The organism is Novosphingobium taihuense (assembly GCF_007830315.1).
GTDB lineage: Bacteria > Pseudomonadota > Alphaproteobacteria > Sphingomonadales > Sphingomonadaceae > Novosphingobium > Novosphingobium taihuense.
Genome location: NZ_VLKJ01000001.1, coordinates 529,749 through 548,250, shown reverse-complemented (window position 1 = coordinate 548,250; position 18,502 = coordinate 529,749). Strand labels below are relative to the sequence as shown.

At 61.6% G+C, this 18,502-nt stretch carries 19 protein-coding genes and 1 tRNA gene; 13 read left to right on the top strand and 7 right to left on the bottom strand.

From position 1 onward, the window contains the following. Positions 1-69: 69 nt before the first annotated feature. Entirely contained in the window at positions 70-660 is a 591-nt protein-coding gene (locus tag IQ25_RS02510) for a hypothetical protein (RefSeq protein ID WP_246415391.1), read from the top strand. A gap of 119 nt (positions 661-779) precedes the next feature. Continuing rightward, entirely contained in the window at positions 780-1,367 is a 588-nt protein-coding gene (locus IQ25_RS02505; RefSeq protein WP_246415392.1) for a COG3904 family protein, read from the top strand. A 6-nt stretch (positions 1,368-1,373) separates the two neighbouring features. Here IQ25_RS02505 and IQ25_RS02500 read toward each other — a convergent pair whose 3' ends face one another. Next, entirely contained in the window at positions 1,374-2,312 is a 939-nt protein-coding gene (locus IQ25_RS02500; protein ID WP_144901892.1) for an isopenicillin N synthase family dioxygenase, read from the bottom strand. Positions 2,313-2,376: 64 nt separating this feature from the next. On the opposite strand from IQ25_RS02500, the gene IQ25_RS02495 reads away from it, so the two are divergent. From IQ25_RS02495 to IQ25_RS02485, 3 genes are all read left to right on the top strand, one after another. Further along, positions 2,377-2,820: an EVE domain-containing protein gene (locus IQ25_RS02495; protein ID WP_144901890.1), complete on the top strand. Its 444-nt coding sequence runs from the start codon at positions 2,377-2,379 to the stop codon at positions 2,818-2,820. An 81-nt stretch (positions 2,821-2,901) separates the two neighbouring features. Continuing rightward, complete coding sequence (locus tag IQ25_RS02490) at positions 2,902-3,084, top strand: CsbD family protein (RefSeq protein WP_144901888.1); 183 nt, start codon at positions 2,902-2,904, stop codon at positions 3,082-3,084. Between the two features lie 159 nt (positions 3,085-3,243). Continuing rightward, positions 3,244-3,501 carry a hypothetical protein gene (locus tag IQ25_RS02485; RefSeq protein ID WP_144901886.1) on the top strand — a complete coding sequence of 86 codons (258 nt, stop codon included), beginning with the start codon at positions 3,244-3,246 and terminating at the stop codon, positions 3,499-3,501. On the opposite strand, the gene IQ25_RS02480 is transcribed toward IQ25_RS02485, so the two are convergent. Continuing rightward, positions 3,498-4,814, bottom strand: coding sequence for an MFS transporter (locus tag IQ25_RS02480; protein ID WP_144901884.1), 1,317 nt, complete (start codon positions 4,812-4,814; stop codon positions 3,498-3,500). The two genes, IQ25_RS02485 and IQ25_RS02480, sit on opposite strands and share 4 nt — an antisense overlap. 139 nt (positions 4,815-4,953) lie before the next feature. Between IQ25_RS02480 and pgsA the strand changes: the two genes are divergently transcribed. Continuing rightward, positions 4,954-5,547, top strand: coding sequence for a CDP-diacylglycerol--glycerol-3-phosphate 3-phosphatidyltransferase (gene pgsA, locus IQ25_RS02475; protein WP_144903103.1), 594 nt, complete (start codon positions 4,954-4,956; stop codon positions 5,545-5,547). Positions 5,548-5,563: 16 nt separating this feature from the next. Here pgsA and IQ25_RS02470 read toward each other — a convergent pair whose 3' ends face one another. Beyond that, positions 5,564-6,460 (bottom strand): hydrogen peroxide-inducible genes activator, encoded by an 897-nt coding sequence (locus IQ25_RS02470; RefSeq protein WP_144901882.1) that lies wholly within the window; start codon positions 6,458-6,460, stop codon positions 5,564-5,566. Between the two features lie 6 nt (positions 6,461-6,466). Continuing rightward, a complete protein-coding gene (gene rnd, locus IQ25_RS02465) occupies positions 6,467-7,684 on the bottom strand; it encodes a ribonuclease D (RefSeq protein ID WP_144901880.1) in 1,218 nt (405 codons plus the stop codon). A 139-nt stretch (positions 7,685-7,823) separates the two neighbouring features. Between rnd and aspS the strand changes: the two genes are divergently transcribed. The 7 genes from aspS to IQ25_RS02430 all read left to right on the top strand — a co-directional run bounded on the left by aspS (position 7,824) and on the right by IQ25_RS02430 (position 14,564). Beyond that, the gene (aspS, locus tag IQ25_RS02460; RefSeq protein ID WP_144901878.1) at positions 7,824-9,605 is read left to right on the top strand and encodes an aspartate--tRNA ligase; all 1,782 of its coding nucleotides are present in this window, start codon (positions 7,824-7,826) and stop codon (positions 9,603-9,605) included. Positions 9,606-9,722: 117 nt separating this feature from the next. Beyond that, positions 9,723-9,959 (top strand): acyl carrier protein, encoded by a 237-nt coding sequence (locus IQ25_RS02455; protein ID WP_011444997.1) that lies wholly within the window; start codon positions 9,723-9,725, stop codon positions 9,957-9,959. 135 nt (positions 9,960-10,094) lie between these two features. Further along, positions 10,095-11,357, top strand: a complete 1,263-nt coding sequence (gene fabF / locus IQ25_RS02450) for a beta-ketoacyl-ACP synthase II (protein ID WP_144901876.1) — start codon at positions 10,095-10,097, stop codon at positions 11,355-11,357. A gap of 12 nt (positions 11,358-11,369) precedes the next feature. After that, positions 11,370-12,347 carry an endolytic transglycosylase MltG gene (mltG, locus tag IQ25_RS02445; RefSeq protein ID WP_144901874.1) on the top strand — a complete coding sequence of 326 codons (978 nt, stop codon included), beginning with the start codon at positions 11,370-11,372 and terminating at the stop codon, positions 12,345-12,347. Positions 12,348-12,569: 222 nt separating this feature from the next. Further along, the gene (locus IQ25_RS02440; RefSeq protein ID WP_258536932.1) at positions 12,570-13,112 is read left to right on the top strand and encodes a 2'-5' RNA ligase family protein; all 543 of its coding nucleotides are present in this window, start codon (positions 12,570-12,572) and stop codon (positions 13,110-13,112) included. A 22-nt stretch (positions 13,113-13,134) separates the two neighbouring features. Further along, the gene (locus IQ25_RS02435; RefSeq protein WP_144901870.1) at positions 13,135-14,415 is read left to right on the top strand and encodes an adenosylmethionine--8-amino-7-oxononanoate transaminase; all 1,281 of its coding nucleotides are present in this window, start codon (positions 13,135-13,137) and stop codon (positions 14,413-14,415) included. Between the two features lie 73 nt (positions 14,416-14,488). Continuing rightward, positions 14,489-14,564, top strand: a tRNA-Thr gene (locus IQ25_RS02430). Between the two features lie 800 nt (positions 14,565-15,364). On the opposite strand, the gene IQ25_RS02420 is transcribed toward IQ25_RS02430, so the two are convergent. The 3 genes from IQ25_RS02420 to IQ25_RS02410 are packed head-to-tail and all read right to left on the bottom strand — an operon-like array spanning position 15,365 to position 18,311. Beyond that, positions 15,365-16,564 (bottom strand): MFS transporter, encoded by a 1,200-nt coding sequence (locus IQ25_RS02420; protein WP_144901868.1) that lies wholly within the window; start codon positions 16,562-16,564, stop codon positions 15,365-15,367. After that, entirely contained in the window at positions 16,561-17,355 is a 795-nt protein-coding gene (locus IQ25_RS02415) for a cyclase family protein (RefSeq protein ID WP_144901866.1), read from the bottom strand. Before IQ25_RS02415 ends, IQ25_RS02420 begins: the two co-directional genes overlap by 4 nt. After that, positions 17,352-18,311 (bottom strand): fumarylacetoacetate hydrolase family protein, encoded by a 960-nt coding sequence (locus IQ25_RS02410; RefSeq protein ID WP_144901864.1) that lies wholly within the window; start codon positions 18,309-18,311, stop codon positions 17,352-17,354. The genes IQ25_RS02415 and IQ25_RS02410 overlap by 4 nt, the downstream gene beginning before the upstream one ends. Positions 18,312-18,502 lie beyond the last annotated feature (191 nt).

Genomic DNA, 18,502 nt, shown 5'->3' with positions numbered 1-18,502 from the left:
GATCACAGCCTTGCTAGCCTTGGGTCAACTAAGGGCCGCACATCTTGTCATAGCGATGGAACATCCAGCATGCGCGTGCCGCAGTCCCTCATTGCCGTCTCGATCCGGATAACTGCTGTCGCGACAGCTTCTGCCCTGCTTGCGGGGCAAGCTGCGGCGCAGTTCGGGGGCTTCAGCATTCCCTCGATCCCGCGCAACACCTCGTCGGCGCAGAAGAGTTCGGGCGGTTGCCCCAAGGGCAAGAGCAAGAGCGCAGGCTCGTCGATTCTCGGCGGGCTGATCGGACAAAGTGTGGGTCGCGCCGCCAGTTCGACGGGATTCGGCAGTTACTTCCCCTCGGCCGAAGTGGCCGACACCCTGACCAACGCCATCGCCTGCCGCCTGGACCCAGAGGAGCAGAAGCAGGCAGCCGAGGCGACGGTCGAGGCAACGCGGGGCGAGGAAGTGGGCAGCAGCTCGTCATGGACTTCGAACACGCGCGAGAACGTTTCGGGCACTTCGACGATCACCGGGCGCAATGACGAAGTAGCGTCGAACGGCGCGGTGGGTCGCCAGTGCATCACGGTGACAGACGTGATCATCGTCAATGGCGAGGAGACCACCGCCAACAAGCGCATGTGCCGTGCGCCGGGCTCTGCGCGCTACGCACTGGCGGCGTGATGCGGAGACTATTGCCGGTTCTGGCGCTGCTTTTTGCAACCGGGGCAACGAAGCCCATGGTCGTGGATGCCAAGAATCCGACATGTCCAGAAAAGCCTGATTGGGGTGTGGCGAAGGCGATGACGCTTACTCCTGCCGACAAGGGCGGCAAGCGGGTGCTGATCGCCGACGGTATCATCGATTCGCGCCTGCCCGAGCGGTTGAAGGCGGCGATCGATGCTGACGAGCGGATCGAGGAAATCTGGCTCAGATCGCGCGGGGGCGACGCCGAGGCGGGCAATCGCGCGGGGAAAGTGATTCGCTCTTACCCCGGCATGGTCACGCGCATTCCTGCGGGCTGGACCTGCTTTTCTGCGTGCAACTTCGTGTTCATGGGCGGCGACCGGCGTTTCGTGGAACCCGGCGGGATGTTCATGGTCCACATGTTCACCCACACCGGCGACCGCGACGTCATCGAGATTTCGGTTGACGAAGGCACCGAGGAGACGACGCGCCTCATCGGCGAGATCGAGCAGGCAAGCGCCTTGCTGGCGAGCGAGGACAACGACTTCCTCATCCGCATGGGCATCAGCCGCAAGCTACTGACCGAGGTCATGTACAAACAGCAGGCCGTGGCGACGAAGGAGAACCCTTCGACCCGCTACTGCCTGAGTCAGGACGAGGTGCGGAAGTACAACGTCGTGCCGGTGGAGCGGCCTGCGGGTTGAAGCCGCTTATTTCTTCAACCCGATCTCGCGCAGCCGCTCCTGCAGGTAGTCGTCCGCAGTGATCGAGACGGGGTAGCGGTCCGGATTCTCGGCGGTGATGCATTGTGGCAGGGTCACGAACGGGAAGTCGCTGCGCAGGTGGAGGAAGAACGGCATCGAATAGCGGCTGAACTTCGCCCGCTCGCCTTCCGGGTTGCGCACGCGGTGGGTAGTGGAAGGAAGTACGTGGTTTGTCAGGCGCTGCAGCATGTCGCCGATGTTGACGACCAGTGCACCTTCGGGCGGTGAGACGCCGATCCATCTGCCTTCGCGGGTCAGCAGTTCGAGGCCTGCCTCTTCCGCCCCGAGAAGCAGGGTGATGAGGTTGATGTCTTCGTGCGCCCCGGCCCGGATGGCGCCGCTTTCCGCATCGGGCACCGGGGGATAATGCAACAGCCGCATGACCGAGTTGCCATCCTCAATCGCAGGATCGAACCAGGTCTCCCCCAGACCCAGCCACACGGCGATGCGGGATAGGATGCGGGCACCAACGCGGTCGAACTCGGCATAGAGCGCCTCGAACGTTTCGCGAAATCCTTCGGGACGCGAGGGCCAGACGTTGGGAAACATCGACATGGCCGCCAGAGGATGATCGGACGGCAGGTCGCGGCCGACATGCCAGAACTCCTTGAGATCATGGAGCTTGGCTCCCTTGGCGATTTCGGTGCCGAAGGGAGTGTAGCCGCGTGCGCCGCCCAGCCCCTCGACGAAGTAGCTGCGCTTTTCGGCATCGGGCAGGGCGAAGAACTCGGCGGTGAGCTTCCACGCTTGGGCGATCAGGTCGGCATCGATGCCGTGATCGCGCACCATGGCGAAGCCGAAGGTGCTGAAGCTCTCGCCAAGCTCGCGGGACAGGGCGGCAGGCTCGCTCTCGAGCGAGATCACCGGCAGGGTTTGCAGAGGCATGGTGTTCCAGTTCGCAGATTTGTCGCTATGGAAACCGCCTGTAACGGGATTCGCATGGGGTTTCATGACCAAAATCAACATTGCCGACACGGCTGGCCGCAATCTCTGGCTGATGAAGTCGGAACCGGACGTCTATGGCTGGGACGATCTTGTCGCCGAGGGTGAGGGGACGTGGGACGGCGTGCGCAATCATCTGGCTGCGCGCAATCTGCGAACGATGCAGGCAGGCGACCTAGCGTTCTTCTATCACTCCAACATTGGCATCGAAGTGGTCGGCGTGATCGTGATCAGCCAGGGCGGACTGACCGATCCCACCGACCCTGAAGGCAAGTGGGCGGCGGTGAAGGTGAAGCCGGTCCAGAAACTGCCGCAGACCGTCACGCTCAAGCAGATCAAGGCGACGCCTGAACTGCAGGAGATGGACTTGATCCGTCTTTCGCGACTGTCCGTGGGGGCTGTGCGACCGGACGAGTGGGCGCTGATCCTGAAGATGTCAGGCGCGCTTTGACGGGAACTTCACCCGTGACAAAGCGTAGTAATCTCCGACGATGCAGCAGCGCAATCTGCTGATTATTAAAGGAGATTTGTCATGGGTGAACTGACCGACAAGGCCAAGGGCCTCGCCAACGAAGCTATTGGCAACACCAAGCAGGCCATCGGCAAGGCCACAGACAACGCCCGCCTGCATGGCGAAGGTGTTGCCCAGGAACGCAAGGGTGAAGCCCAGCAGGTTGCTGGCAAGGTGAAGGGCGCTCTGGGCGACGACGTCTGAGCCTCAAACGTACGATTTTGACCGGCAAGCCGGTCACAGGAAGGCCGTCCGCAAGGGCGGCCTTTTCCTTTGCGTCGCCATTTGTCCCGAACAGGAACGGCATGGAAAATGTCATGGCAGCGGGATACCGAATGGTGAATAAATCGTTAAGCTCGGGTCATGAGCACTTCTTCCGCCACCACCTTCGGATCGTCCCGCCACCCGTTCAGGGCTTCGCTGCCGCGTCACGTGCTGCGCGAACTTCCGAGATATGAGCCCGAGGTCGTGGCAGCGATGAAACGGGCAGAGACCATGCTGCGCGAGGCGGAAATTCGATCGGAGCCGGTCGATCTCAAGCGGATCTCGATGCAGGATCTGCGCGATTTCCTGATCGCCTATTGCGCCTGCTTCCTCGCGATCATGGTGTTCATCGCTTAAGCCGATCCGGCAGCTGCTGCGCGTTCCGCCTTGTAGAGCAGGTAGCCGAGCCACGCCGAGATCAGGCACATCGCCGCGCCCAGAAGAAGCTGGTCGACGATTGCCACGCCCAGTGCGCTTAGCCCCACTGCCAACAGCGAGCCGACAACCATCGCTCCAGAATTGACGATGTTGTTGGCAGCGATCGTCCGCGCGGTTTCCGACTTGTCGACGACTGTGGTGAGAAAGGCATAGAGCGGCACAACGAACATGCCGCCCGCGATAGCAATTCCCAGCAGGCACAGCAGCAACGGCACTGCGAGCGGCTGGGCGAGGAAGGTGGGGACGTCCATCAGGGGCATGTCAGGATGAATCGCCCATGCATCGCAGACCTGATGGAAGGCGGCGATGAACAGGCCCATGACGATGACCGAAGCGGGCGAATAGCGGGCCGATACGGTTCCCTTCAGCAGCGCATTTATCGACATCGAGCCGATCGCGATGCCGACAGAGAACATCACGAGGAACAGGCTTGCCACTTCCTTGCTCGCCGAAAGCACGTTCTTGGCAAGCGGCGGGAACTGGATGAACAGGACCGTTCCCACCGTCCAGAAGAAGCTGATCGCCACGATCGCCATGAACACTTGCCTATGCCGCGTGGTGTTGCGGATAAGTCGCCAGGAGGAGGTGAGGACGTTGAAATCGATCTTCTGCGCTTCGACCAGCGGCGGGGCAGGAGGGACCTGCCGACCCGAAAAATAGCCGATCAGCGCTGTCACCACGACGCCGCCAGCGGCGACTTCGACCGGAATCCAGCCTGCGAGGATCGTTCCTGCGAGGATTGCAATATAGGTGCCTGCCTCGACCAGTCCGGTGCCGGCTAGCACCTCGCCCTCGTGCAGATGTTGCGGCAGAATCGCGTACTTGATCGGGCCGAAGAAGGTTGAATGCACGCCCATCGCCAGCAGGGCGGCCAGCATCAGCGGGATGGCGATCGCCTCGACTTCCATGCCGAGCCACGCCAGCACGAGCCCGGCGCCGCCCACCAGCATGATCGCTATCTCGCAAGCCTTGACGATGCGGATGATGCGAGCCTTGTCGCGCATGTCGGCCAGTTGACCGGCAAGCGCGGACAGCAGGAAGAACGGCAGGATGAACAGGCCGGAGGCAATAGCCGAGAAGCGCGCTTCGGCCGCTTCGGAATTATAGACGCTGTACACGACGTACAGGACCATCGCGTTCTTGTAGAGATTGTCGTTGAATGCTCCCAAAAGCTGGGTGACGAACAGCGGCAGGAAGCGGCGCGTGCGCACCAGATGCGTCGATGTTGTCATTTACCTTCTTGCCAGCATCTGTTCTTGCCCGCACCCTTAGCCCGATGAGGCACGCGGGCAAGAGCATTTCGGTGGGAGAAGCGGTAGACGCCGAATGTTGCGATTCCGTTTGTCGCATTCCGGCGTTATGGCTGACTCGATGCTGACGCTGCCCAACCTGCTTACGCTGTCACGGATCGTGACCGTTCCTCTTCTGGCAGCATTGCTGTGGTGGCCGGAATGGCGTCTTGGCTATGGGCTCGCTTTCGGCGTCTACTGCCTGATGGGCGTGACCGACTATTTCGACGGCTACCTTGCCCGGGCGCAGGGGGCGGTCAGCAAGCTTGGCATTTTCCTCGATCCGATTGCCGACAAAATCATGGTCGCCGCCGTGATCCTCGTGCTGACGGCACAAGGCATTTTGCGTGGCCCCTATGTGGGTGACATGCACGTGATCGCAGGGCTTGTGATCCTGCTGCGTGAGATCGCGGTCTCGGGCCTGCGCGAGTTTCTGGGCGGCATTCAGGTTTCGGTGCCGGTAAGCCGTCTGGCCAAATGGAAAACCACGTTCCAGATGATCTGCCTTGGCGCACTGATCCTGGGGCAGGCGCTACCGGAATGGCTGATTACTATCGGCGGGTTCACGGTGAACTTACCGCATACCGTGGGCCTGACCACCCTGTGGGCGGCAGCGGTGCTGACCGTCATCACCGGCTGGGACTACCTGCGGGTCGGCCTCAAGCATATGGATTGATCGCGGCGGAAGCCAATCAACCCGCCCGCAACTCCTGCGCCAGCATCCGGAACTCCTCCGCGCGTGGGCTGTTGCGGCGCCAGACGAGGGCGATGTCGCGCCAGGCGTGGTCGGCTTTCAGCGGGCGTGCGACGATCTGGGTGTCGTTGAGGATGCCGGCGTCGATCGCCATCTGTGGCAGCATCGTGAGTCCCAAGCCGTTGTCGACCATCTGCACCAGTGTGTGCAGGCTCGTGCCGATCATCGTGGCGCTGGCGCGCATTTCCGGGCGGTTGCAGGCGGCGAGCGCGTGTTCCTTGAGGCAGTGGCCGTCTTCGAGCAGCAACAGCCGGTTCTCGTCGATCATTTCCGCGGTGATCGAAAGTGGCGGATCGCGTGGATCGTCCTTGGGGAAGGCGACGAGCAGTTCGTCCTTGAACAGGATTTCGCTCTCTACCTCGCCGGTGGCGTAAGGGAGGGCGAGCAGAACGCAATCAGCGCGGCCATGATGCAGCGATTCGATCGCGGCGGCGCTGGGTTCCTCTCGGAGGAACAGCTTCAGTTGTGGACGCTCCTTGCGAAGGCGCGGCAGGATGCGAGGCAGCAAGAATGGTGCGATGGTCGGGATCACGCTCATCCGCAGCTCGCCTGCCAGCGGCGCGCCGTGGCTCTGGACGAGTTCGGACAGCTCTTCTGCCTCTCGCAGCAGTCGGTGTGCCTTGGCGACGACTTGATTGCCCAGCGGGGTGAAGCGGACGACGCGGCGCGTGCGCTCCACAAGGGTTACGCCCAGCAGCGACTCGAGTTCGCGCAGGCCCGCCGAAAGCGTCGACTGCGAGACGAAGCAGGAATCTGCTGCGCGTCCGAAGTGCCCATGCTCGTGCAAGGCAACGAGATATTGCAGCTGCTTGAGCGTGGGCAGGTACGTGCTCATGTTTGCTTATTCATCCACGTGGACGACAATTTCCGGCTCTGCTGAAGAACCGCCGATATCGTCGATGTGCGCCATCTTCAGCTTGCCGTTGACCACCGCGAAGGCGAGCTTGCCCTCGACGAGTTCCAGCGCATCGCGACCGAATTGTTCGAAGCGCCAGCCTTCGAGGATGGGCAGGTTCTTACGCTGTCCGGCGGCCAGCAGTTCCAGATCGTCGGTGCGGGCGAGCAGGCGGGCGGCGATGTCGATCTCGCGGCTGCGAATCTTGAGCAGCAGCTTGAGCAAGTCCGCTACCAGCGCGCCTTCCTTGCCCAGCGGAGCGCCACGCGGCGTCTTGGGCGGCATTTCGGCTTCGGTCAGCGGCTTTGAATCCGCCAGCGTCTGCATCAGGCGGCGGCCGATGTCGTTGTCCTTCCAGCCAGTGGAGAGGCCGCGAACCTTGGCCAGATCGTGCTGGTCACGCGGAGGATGGCTGGCGATGTCGGCCAGAGTTTCATCGCGCATGATGCGGCCGCGGGGGATGTTCTTGTCCATCGCCTCACGCTCGCGCCATGCGGCCAGCGATTTGAGGCGGCCGAGCACTGCAGGATTGCGGCTGGGCGCGCGGATCTTCTGCCACGCGGTTTCCATGTCGGTCCGGTAGTTTTCCGGATCGGCCAGCTTCTCCATCTCGATGTCGAGCCATTCGCCGCGGCCGGTCTTGATCAGGCGCTTCAACAGCTTGGGGAAGATCTTGGAGAGGTGGGTGACGTCGCCGATGGCGTATTCGATCTGCCGCTCGGTCAGCGGGCGGCGCGACCAGTCGGTAAAGCGCGCGCCCTTGTCGATCGACAGGCCGAGCCACGATTCGACAAGGTTCGAATAGCCGATCTGTTCGGACTGGCTGACGGCCATCATCGCGATCTGCGTGTCGAAGATCGGATGTGGGGTCTTGCCGGTCAGGTTGTAGATGATCTCCACGTCCTGTCCGCCCGCGTGGAAGACCTTCAGCACGTCCTCATTCTCGCACATCAGGTCGAGCAGAGGCTTGAGGTCGATGCCGGGCGCCATCGGGTCGATCGCGGCGGCTTCCTTGTCGTCCGCGATCTGCACCAGGCAGAGTTCCGGCCAATAAGTGTTCTCGCGCATGAATTCGGTGTCGACCGTGATGAAATCGGCCTTGGCCAGACGCTCGCACAGATCGGCCAGAGCATCGGTCGTCGTGATCAGGGGATGTATCTTCATCGGTCTTTTCTGTATGGCGCGCCCAATGGGCGGCCCGGTGGTGCTCCCGTCAGGGAGCGCGGCTTGACAAATGCGCGGCCATCGCCTGTTAGCCGCCCATTCCCCCTGCCCGATTGCAGACCGATTGGAAAGAGTTTCGATGCACCTTTATCGTTCCCATACCTGCGGCGCCCTCTCGCGCGGTGATGTCGGGCAGACCGTCCGTCTTTCGGGCTGGGTGCACCGCAAGCGCGATCATGGCGGCGTGCTCTTCGTCGACCTGCGCGATCATTACGGCATGACCCAGATCGTCGCGGACGTGGACAGCCCCGCGCTGCCGATCCTTGAGGCGCTGCGAGTGGAGTCGGTTGTGACGATCGACGGCAACGTGAAGGCTCGTTCGGAAGGCACGATCAACGCCAACCTCTCGACTGGTGAGATCGAAGTCTACGCGCGCGGCGCGACGGTGCTTTCCGCCGCCGAAGAGCTGCCGATGCCGGTGGCTGGCGAGCAGGAGTATCCTGAAGACATCCGCCTGCGCTATCGCTTCCTCGACCTGCGCCGCGAGACGCTCCACGCTAACATCGTCACGCGCACCAAGGTCATCTCGGACATGCGCCGCCGCATGGAAGCAGCAGGCTTTACCGAGTATTCGACGCCGATCCTGACCGCTTCCAGCCCCGAAGGCGCGCGCGACTTTCTGGTGCCGAGCCGGATTCATCCGGGCAAGTTCTACGCGCTTCCGCAGGCACCGCAGCAGTACAAGCAGCTGCTGATGGTGGCGGGCTTCGACCGTTACTTCCAGATCGCGCCCTGCTTCCGCGACGAGGACCCGCGCGCAGACCGCCTGCCGGGTGAGTTCTACCAGCTCGACCTCGAGATGAGCTTCGTCACCCAGGAAGAAGTCTGGGAGACCATGGAGCCAGTGATCGGCGGTGTGTTCGAAGCCTTCGCCAATGGCCGCAAGGTGACGCCTACCGGCAGTTTTCCGCGCATCCCCTATGCTGAAGCGATGCTCAAGTATGGCTCGGACAAGCCCGACCTGCGCAACCCGATCATCATCTCCGATGTCTCGGAAGAGTTTACCCAGTCGGGCTTCGGCCTGTTCGAGAAGATCGTCGGCACCGGTGGCGTCGTGCGCCTGATCCCGGCACCGAACACGGCGGACAAGAGCCGCAAGTTCTTCGACGAGATGAATGATTGGGCGCGCGCCGAAGGCCACGCTGGCCTTGGCTACGTCACCCGCAAGGGCGGCGAGTTCGGCGGCCCGATTGCCAAGAACCACGGGCCCGAAAAGATGGCCGCGCTGTTCGACAAGCTGGGCCTCGGTCCGGATGACGGCTGCTTCTTTGCAGCTGGCAAGGCCGAACAGGCTGCCAAGCTTGCAGGCGCTGCACGCACCCGCGTTGCCGACCAGCTGGGCCTGATCGACAAGGACCGCTTCGAGCTGTGCTGGATCGTCGACTTCCCGTTCTACGAATGGGACGAGGAGAACAAGAAGGTCGAGTTCAGCCACAACCCCTTCTCGATGCCGCAGGGTGGGCTGGAAGCGCTGAATACGCAGGACCCACTGACGATCAATGCCTACCAGTACGATCTGGTCTGCAACGGCTACGAGATCGCATCGGGATCAATCCGCAACCAATCGCCTGAAACGATGGTCAAGGCTTTCGAGATCGTTGGCCTTTCCAAGGAAGATGTCGAAGAACGTTTTGGCGGCCTCTATCGCGCATTCCAGTATGGCGCACCGCCACACGGTGGCATGGCCGCGGGTGTCGACCGTGTTGTCATGCTGATCTGCGGTGCACAGAATCTGCGCGAAATCACGCTGTTCCCGATGAACCAGCGCGCTGAAGACCTGCTGATGGGCGCACCGTCTCCGGCGGCACTCAAGCAGCTTCGCGAGCTCAACATCCGCGTTGTTGAACAAACCAAAGGATAAGGCAGATCGGGCGCGCTGTGGTGCGATCCACAGCGCGCCTCTTGCCAGCGCCCGCTGCGTTGATTAGGGCGAACTCCGAAACAGATAACCAACCGCTTTCCTTCGAAGGGGCATTTCATGAGCGATACCGCCGACCGCGTTAAGAAGATCGTTGTCGAGCACCTCGGCGTCGAGGCTGACAAGGTCACCGAAGAAGCCAGCTTCATCGACGATCTGGGCGCTGACTCGCTCGACATCGTTGAGCTGGTAATGGCGTTCGAAGAAGAATTCGGCGTCGAGATCCCCGACGATGCGGCTGAGAAGATCTCGACCGTTTCGGACGCGATCAAGTACATCGACGAAAACAAGGGCTGATCGCCCCTTTCCCCGTTTCGCCCTGAGCTTGTCGATGGGCTGCCCAAGGCGTGATGCGCCGGGCAGGGGAGGACTTCGGCAGGCTCAGCCCTATTTCAGGGGCTGGGCCTGTTTGCTTATTTTCCGGAGATTTCAATGCGTCGTGTCGTCGTAACCGGACTTGGCCTCGTCACCCCGCTGGGCGCTGACGTGGAAACCGTTTGGAAGAATCTGCTCGCCGGGAAGAGCGGGGCAGGGCTCATCACCAAGTTCGATACCAGCGACCAGAAGTGCAAGATCGCCTGCGAGGTAAAGCCGGCCGATCATGAGTTCGGATTCGATGCCGGCAAGCGCGTCGATCACAAGATCCAGCGCCAGGTTGATCCGTTCATCGTCTTCGGCATTGACGCTGCTGGCCAGGCGCTCGAGGATGCGGGTCTCGTCGACATGGATGACGACCTCAAGACGCGCACAGGCTGCTCGATCGGTTCTGGCATCGGAGGTCTTCCCGGCATCGAGAGCGAATCGATTGTCCTTCACGAAAAGGGCCCAGGTCGCGTCAGCCCGCACTTCGTCCACGGTCGCCTGATCAACCTGATTTCGGGTCAGGTTTCGATCAAGTATGGCCTTATGGGCCCGAACCACGCTGTGGTCACCGCCTGCTCGACCGGCGCACACTCGATCGGCGACGCTGCGCGCATGATCAAGGACGGCGATGCCGATGTCATGCTGGCAGGCGGCGCGGAAAGCACGATCAATCCATTGGGCGTTGCTGGTTTCGCACAGGCCCGCGCGCTCAACTGCAGCTACAACGACCGTCCGACCGAAGCCAGCCGTCCTTACGACAAGGACCGCGATGGTTTCGTCATGGGCGAAGGTGCTGGCGTCGTCGTTCTTGAGGAATACGAGCACGCCAAGGCGCGCGGTGCGAAGATTTACGCCGAAGTCGTCGGTTACGGTCTGTCAGGAGACGCCTACCACGTCACTGCGCCGCATCCTGAAGGCAAGGGGGCCGAGCTCGCCATGCGCATGGCGATGCGCAAGGCCGGGATGGAGCCGGGCGACATCGACTATGTCAATGCTCATGGCACTTCGACAATGGCCGACACGATCGAACTCGCCGCAGTGAAACGCGTGCTGGGCGACGACCTGTCGGGCGCCTCGATGAGCAGCACCAAGTCGGCGATCGGTCACCTGCTCGGCGGTGCCGGCGCGGTCGAGACGATCTTCTGCATCCTCGCCATCCGCGACCAGATCGTTCCGCCCACGCTCAACCTGCACAATCCAGACGAAGGCACCGAAGGTGTGGACCTAGTTCCGCTGAAGGCCCGTCCGCGCAAGGTGCGCGCTGCGCTGAACAACTCGTTCGGTTTTGGTGGCACCAATGCCAGCGTGATCGTCAAGGCGCTGGAAGACTAAGGAAAGCAAGCGATGGCCCGCCGTCGTCGATCAAGGCTGCCGCTCTTTGCGGCAGTCTTCGTTCTGCTGGCCGCCGCCGCGTGGCTGATCGGAGGCTGGTACTCAGCTGGGCCGCTGAAAGAGCAGATCGAGTTTGACGTGGGTGAGGGCGAGGGGCTCGGCGCTCTGGCCGATGATCTGCAGGCGCAAGGGGCAATCGGTTCGGCTACGGTGTTCAAGTTGCGCGCCAGGCTGCTGGGCGGTGGCACCGAGGTTAAGGCTGGCTCCTTCCTGATCCCCAAGCGCGCCAGCGAAGCGACTGTCCTTGAAATCCTCAAGGGCGACAAGGTCATCCGCCGCCTGATCACTATCCCTGAAGGCATGCCCTCGGTTCTGGTGGCAGAGCGACTGGCCGCCAACAAGGACCTCACCGGCACGATTTCCGCGCCAGAGGAAGGCTCTGTCCTGCCCGACAGCTACGACTGGCAGAAAGGCGAGCCACGCGCTGCGGTGCTCAAGCGGATGCAAGCGGCGATGGACAAGGCGCTGGCCGAGCTATGGGCCAAGCGCAGCCCCCGCACCGTCGCCAAGACACCGCAGGAGGCCCTGATCCTCGCCTCGATCGTAGAGAAAGAGACGGGCAAGCCCGCAGAGCGACGTATGGTCGCCGGGCTATACTCCAATCGTGTGCGCAAGGGCATGCTGCTCCAGGCAGATCCAACGATCATCTATCCGATCACCAAGGGCAAGCCGCTTGGCCGCCGCATCCGCCAGTCCGAAATTCAGGCCGTCAACGGCTACAACACTTACACCATGGTCGGCCTCCCGAAAGGCCCAATAACCAACCCAGGGCGTGATTCGATTGCCGCGGTGCTCGATCCTGCCGAAACGGAAGCACTTTTCATGGTGGCGGACGGAACTGGCGGGCACGTTTTCGCCGATACCCTCGAACAGCATAATGCCAATGTTTCCAAATGGTTCGCCATCCGCAAGGCACGGGGCGAACTTTAAGCCCACTGATTTATTCTGCCGAAGCGGAAATAAGTTTCTTCAATTTTAAGATAATCGCTTGTAGGCCTTTCTACGGAGGCATCAGGGCTGGACTTAGGTCTGCTCAGGTATCCGGGGAACATTCCGGCTTTGCCGAACGGCACGTCAAGCGTGCCACTTCGACTGTGCCGAATGTTCCCGCTTTCCCTATGCAACCGGCAATCATCGTGCGAGAGCGGTTTCGTGCAGAATGCCCGCCCTAGCGTAACGCCGTTGATCGTCACGGCGACATTGCCGCCTGACCTTCAGGCCTGGGCCGATCGCCTGCGTGACGCGCACTATCCGCCAGAGCGCAATCACCTCACCGCCCACGTCACCTTGTTTCATGCCTTGCCATGGCGCCTTGAAGACGAGGCTCGTGCGTTGCTGGCTACTCTTGCCGCATCGGCTCCTCCGGTTCCGGCCCGATTGTCGGGCGTCATGGATCTCGGGTCTGGCACGGCACTGCGTATCGAAAGCCCCGAAATGCTGCAGATCCGCGCAGAAATTGCGCACCACTTTCATGGCATGCTCGTCGCGCAGGACAGTCACGAGCCGCGCCTTCATGTCACGATCCAGAACAAGGTCCCGCGCAAGGAGGCATTGGCGGTTCAGGATGAGCTCGACGCCTTGATCCAGCCCCGCTCCTTTGCCTTTGCAGGCCTTGCGCTGCATCGCTATCTGGGCGGCCCGTGGGATGCCGTCGGCCGATGGTCCTTTCGCGGAGCTACCCGCCGTAGAGCGTGACTGAAGGACAGGCAGGAAGACGATGACCGCATCCGAATGGTATGCAAGGGGACGCGAGCACGTCTGGTTGCCCTACACCCAGATGAAGACCGCCCGCGCGCCTCTGCCGGTTGCCTCTGCGCAAGGCATGCGACTGACGCTCGCCGATGGCCGGGAACTGATCGATGGCATATCCAGCTGGTGGGCCTGTGTTCACGGCTATCGCCACCCCCATATCGAAGCGGCAGTCAGGCAGCAGCTCGAAACCCTGCCGCACGTCATGCTTGGCGGGCTGGCGCACGAGCAGGCCTATACGTTGGCACGTCGTCTGGCTGGTTTGCTGCCCGGGGACCTCGATCACGTGTTCTTCAGCGATTCCGGCTCCGTCGCAGTTGAAGTCGCGATGAAAATGGCGGCGCAGTTCTGGCTCAACCAAGGCCAGCGGCGGGTGAAGTTCCTCTGCTTCAAGGGCGGCTATCACGGCGATACCTTCGCCACGATGAGCGTCTGCGATCCCGATGAAGGCATGCACAGCCTGTTCAAGGGCGCGCTGCTCGAACAGGTGGTCGTCGAGCTACCGCGGGATGCGGCAGGAGAAGCTGCACTGGATGAGTTGCTCGGACGCTATTGTGGAGAGCTGGCCGGTATCGTTGTGGAACCGCTGGTGCAGGGGGCAGGGGGCATGGTGTTCCACGATCCCTTCACGTTGCAGGCTTTGCGCCGCCTTGCCGATGCTCACGATCTCCTGCTGATCTTTGATGAGATTTTCGTAGGACTCGGGCGCCTTGGCGATGCGATGTTCGCATGCCAGATCGCCGGAGTGCAGCCTGATATCGTGACGCTGTCCAAGGCGTTGACCGGCGGCACCCTGCCGCTCGCCGCCACCATCGCCAGCAAGCGCATCCATGAGGGCTTCCTGTCAGACGATCCGCTGCACGCGCTGATGCACGGACCGACCTACATGGGCAATGCCATGGGCTGCGCTGCCGCCAATGCCTCGCTCGACCTGTTCGAGAGCGAACCCCGACTTGTCCAGGCCCGTGCGATCAGCGCGCAACTTGAACGCCAGCTTGCCCCGGCGCGCGATCTGCCGGGAGTCAAGGACGTGCGCGTTCGCGGTGCGATCGGCGTGATCCAGTTCGACCGCATGGCACCGGCAGACCGGCTTTCTGCAATCTGCATCGACCACGGCGTCTGGCTCCGACCCTTCCGCGACGTCCTCTACACCACCCCGCCGCTCATCGCAGACGAGGACGACATCACCCGCATCACCAGCGCCATGATCGCAGCCACGCGCGACTTGGGCGAGGTCATTTCGGCCTGACAGAAAGTTGCGCCGAAAAAGGGTTGCCTAGCCCCCGACTGCTGGCTAAACGGCCCGCCTGCCCAAGAGGCACGCCGCTTTAGCTCAGTCGGTAGAGCACATCATTCGTAATGATGGGGTCAGGTGTTCGAATCACCTAAGCGGCACCACCTTCCTTAAGGTGCTATCCCAAGGAAAATCATCGGTTTGCTACCAAAGAGCGTTAGCCTCGGGCGGCCGGTTTTGCATGCACAGTTTTCGGCAAAGGGCGCGTGGATCGCCCGCCGGTTGCTTTATCGAAGTACCGACATCGGCCACCATGCAGAATGGGGTATATCTTGTGTCCTGACGCGGTCTTCTTCGTGAACGGTTGCGGCGGCATCGAGCAAATGGCTGTCCAACGTCGTAGTCTGGTTCGGGTGAGCGTCAAACAATCGATCTACTCCTGCCAGAGCCGTTCCGCTTTTCATGGTAACCAGCGCAGCCTCTCCCAGGGGTAGGACCTATAAATCGCGCCTCCGAGGTTTCAGGCAAAATGGCCCAGCCCAAGGCGGATGGGCGCAGGAATAGAGATTCTATTCAAGGCCATCCAACGCAGTGATGGGCCATTTTGGTCAAATCCCTTGGGGACGCTGGAATGGCTACCGTCTCGAACAGAAATCCGCTTGAAAAGGCAGGCAGCTTTCCCAGCGCGAATTTCCGCTCGATATGTTCGCCATTCCAGCGCCTCGAAGGCGCGATTAAAAGGTCCTGACCCTAGGCTTCCGGGTCCAAGAACGACTAAGCTGTGCTGGGTAGCGACGAATGTCCTGCGTCGGGCGGCAATCGCGCCCGCTTTCAGGTGGCACCAATTCTGCCAGAATCGCTCGCTCATCGCCACCAGACCTATCCGCAAGCTCTACGCCTGTGCGAAGCGGCCTTGGGTGAACGGTGCCGACCTTCGTGCTCAAAGCCTGGGTTGATCCGGCCCCTAGCGGGCCTTGGAGCGAGTGACATCTCCGGAAGACTTGCGTGCGCTGATCACCCCAGCGACCACCAACATGGTGGCGGCAAGCCAAAGCCAGATGTGATAGTTGCCGGTCGCGTCGAATGTCGCACCGGCAATGCCCGGGCCGACCGCGCCGCCGACAAGGAAGACGGTATAGAGTGCGCCATAGGCTTGGCCATAGTCGGAGCGATCAAAGTCTCGCGCCACGAGGTAGGATATGAGATCGACTTCCGCCCCTACGCACAAACCGATGACAACTGCTCCAGCGGGGATAAGGGCCGGGCCACCGAGAGCCAGCAACACGAGGCCGCAAGCGGCGGATACGAACAGGCCCGCGACAACGCGCTCTGCCTGCACCCGATCGAGCAGCCATCCCGTAGCAAGCCTGCCGCAGACCGCTGCCACTCCGATCAGCGCGGTAAATTGGCCCGCACGCGCTGGCGTAAGGCCCGCGTCGGTCAGCATCGGCACGAAGTGGACGACTGTGCCAAGTACGGCTACCGACGCAAGACCGAAGATTACTGCCAATTCTGCAAATGCAGCGTTTGCGATGACCTTCTGAAACGGGCGCGAGGTGTTGCGCTGCGGCATAGGGGGCGAGCTCGAGCGCAGCAGCAGCGCGACGAGCGGCAGCAGAATCGCGATCATTCCGGCGAGCAGAAAATACCCGGCACGCCAGCCATTTGAGGCGATGTAGCCGGGCAGAAATGCGGGGATAAGGATCGATCCCAGCCCGGTCCCTGCAAGAACCAGTCCGAGAGCCATGCCCCGTGCGCGTTCGAATGAAGCAACGACGAGTTGGGTAAACGGCATTGGACTGGAACCGGCCGTAAGCAAAGAAAGAATGACGGTGAACGTAAGAAAACTGGCAAGGCCTGAGGTCGCCCACCCTAGCAATGCAAACGCAGCGGCAAGGACAGTCAACGAGACAACAGCCAGTCGCTCACTGCCGATGCGATCGATCAGTCTGCCTACCGGGATCGCCATGAGCGCGGCACAAGTGGTGCCCACAAGCGGTCCGAGCGATGCCTCTCCCCGGCTCCAGCCGAATTCCGCCGCCAGCGGCTTCAGGAAAATGCCCAAGGAGTAGAAATAGATCGAGCTTACACCGATCCCGACCCCCAGAAAGCCGCCGACCACAACGCGCCAGCCGTTGCGAAATTCCGAACGTGCATTCGTCATTGCGGCAAGACTGCAACGGCACGGACCCAACCAGCGGAAGCTGCTTCAATCTTTACAGGAAAGCAGATCACGGTGAAGCCGGTTGGCGGCAGCGCTTCGAGGTTCTGCAGTTTTTCCATTTGGTAATAGGCTCGTTCGCGCCCCGCTTTGTGACCTTCCCAGATCACTGCTGGATCGCCGTCACGCGCGAAGCGCGCGGCGGTAAACGAAAATGGCGCATCCCATGACCATGCATCTGTGCCAACCACCTGAACACCGCGCTCGGTGAGATAGAGCGTTGCCTCGCGCCCCATGCCACAGCCGCGGTTGTGAAAATCCGGATCGCCATAAGCAGCGGCGGCACTTGTATTGACGAGTACGATGTCGAGAGGTGCGAGTGCGTGGCCGATGCGAGAAAGCTCAGCTTCGACGTCGGCGGCGCTTACCACTTGGCCATCCGGCAAGTGTCGGAAATCAAGTTTCACGCCGGGTCGCATGAAAAGGTCGAGCGGAGCCTGATCGATGGTGGGGGAAGGGCGAGGACCACTTGCCTCGGCATGGTCCGTCGTCGAATGATAGTGCCACGGTGCGTCCATGTGGCTCCCGCTGTGCGTGGTAAGCGTGACATCTTCTACTGCCCAGCCTTCAGCGTCGGGCAGTTGCTTGGGCAGAAGACCTGGGAAAATCGCGGCTATATCGTGTGCACCATCCGTGTGCGCCCGATAGGAAATGCGTGGACGCATCGGTGGAGGATCAGTGATGACCCGTGCGCTGATTGGCATGGAAATGTCTATCAGACGTCCTGCAATCATAACCGGGTCCTTTCGGTGACGTGCGGCGCGCAAATCGTGGTTTCAATTGCGCCGATGCCTTCGATTTCCAGCCTGACGACATCGCCATCGCAAAGCATGCGGCCAAGCTCCAGTCCACATCCGGTGCCAACGGTGCCCGAGCCCAGAACTTCGCCGGGATGGAGCGTTTCGCTCCGGCTGACATACTCGATGATCTGTCCCCAGGACCAGTGCATCGAACCGGACCGTCCCTCGCTCCAGACTTCGCCGTTGACCAGTGCACGCATTGCGAGGTCGGGAGCGTCTCCCAGTTCGTCACGCGTGACAATGACGGGGCCGAGCACATTTGCCCCATCGAAGTCCTTGCCTTTGGCGGGCCCCAACGGTCCCTGCATTTCGCGGAATTGGAGGTCGCGCGCAGTAAGGTCGTTGAAGATGGTATAGCCGAATATGTGCTGCGCGGCATCTGCGGCATCGATGTCGCGACCGCCCTTGCCGATCACGCAGGCGATTTCGAGTTCGTAGTCGATGACCTTGCTCGTCCGGGGCCACATGATCGTGCCACCAGTTCCCGTCACGGCGAAGCGGTTGCACTTGTAGTAGATGGGCTGCTGGTACCAGATGTCTGGAATGGGCATCGGCTCTGGCGGTGCCGGCGGTGCTCCCCACAAGTGCCGCAATTGAGCACCGCGCCAGCCTGCAACCCGCATGTGTTCTTCAAACACCAGAAAATCGCGCATTTGCACAGGCTGCGGCAAAGGCGATAGCCATACAACACCTGCCGGATCCAGTGTTATCGTCGCACCGGCAACAGTCGATCGGGCGAGGCGAAGGGCCTCGTCTCCGGCTTCAATCAGCGACTGCATCGATCCAAACGCAGGTTGCTCTGTGTGAGCCGCAAGATCGACGATGCCGCCATCGTCGGCCACAGCGCCAAGCCGGGTGCGCCCTTCGAGCGCGAATGTCATCAGTTTCATTTGCGGATCCAGTGCAATGTCTTGGTGTTCGCCGAGCGCTTATCGAGGTGGAGGAACTGGATGGCTTAGATCGACGCCAGCCAATCTTCCGTCCCGCTTGCAGGCAACGCCGTCGATGGGCACGGTTTCGCTGTCGTCAGGTCGCGTCAAGAAACCGGCCACCGAATTCCTGCGAGCATCCTCGATCAACT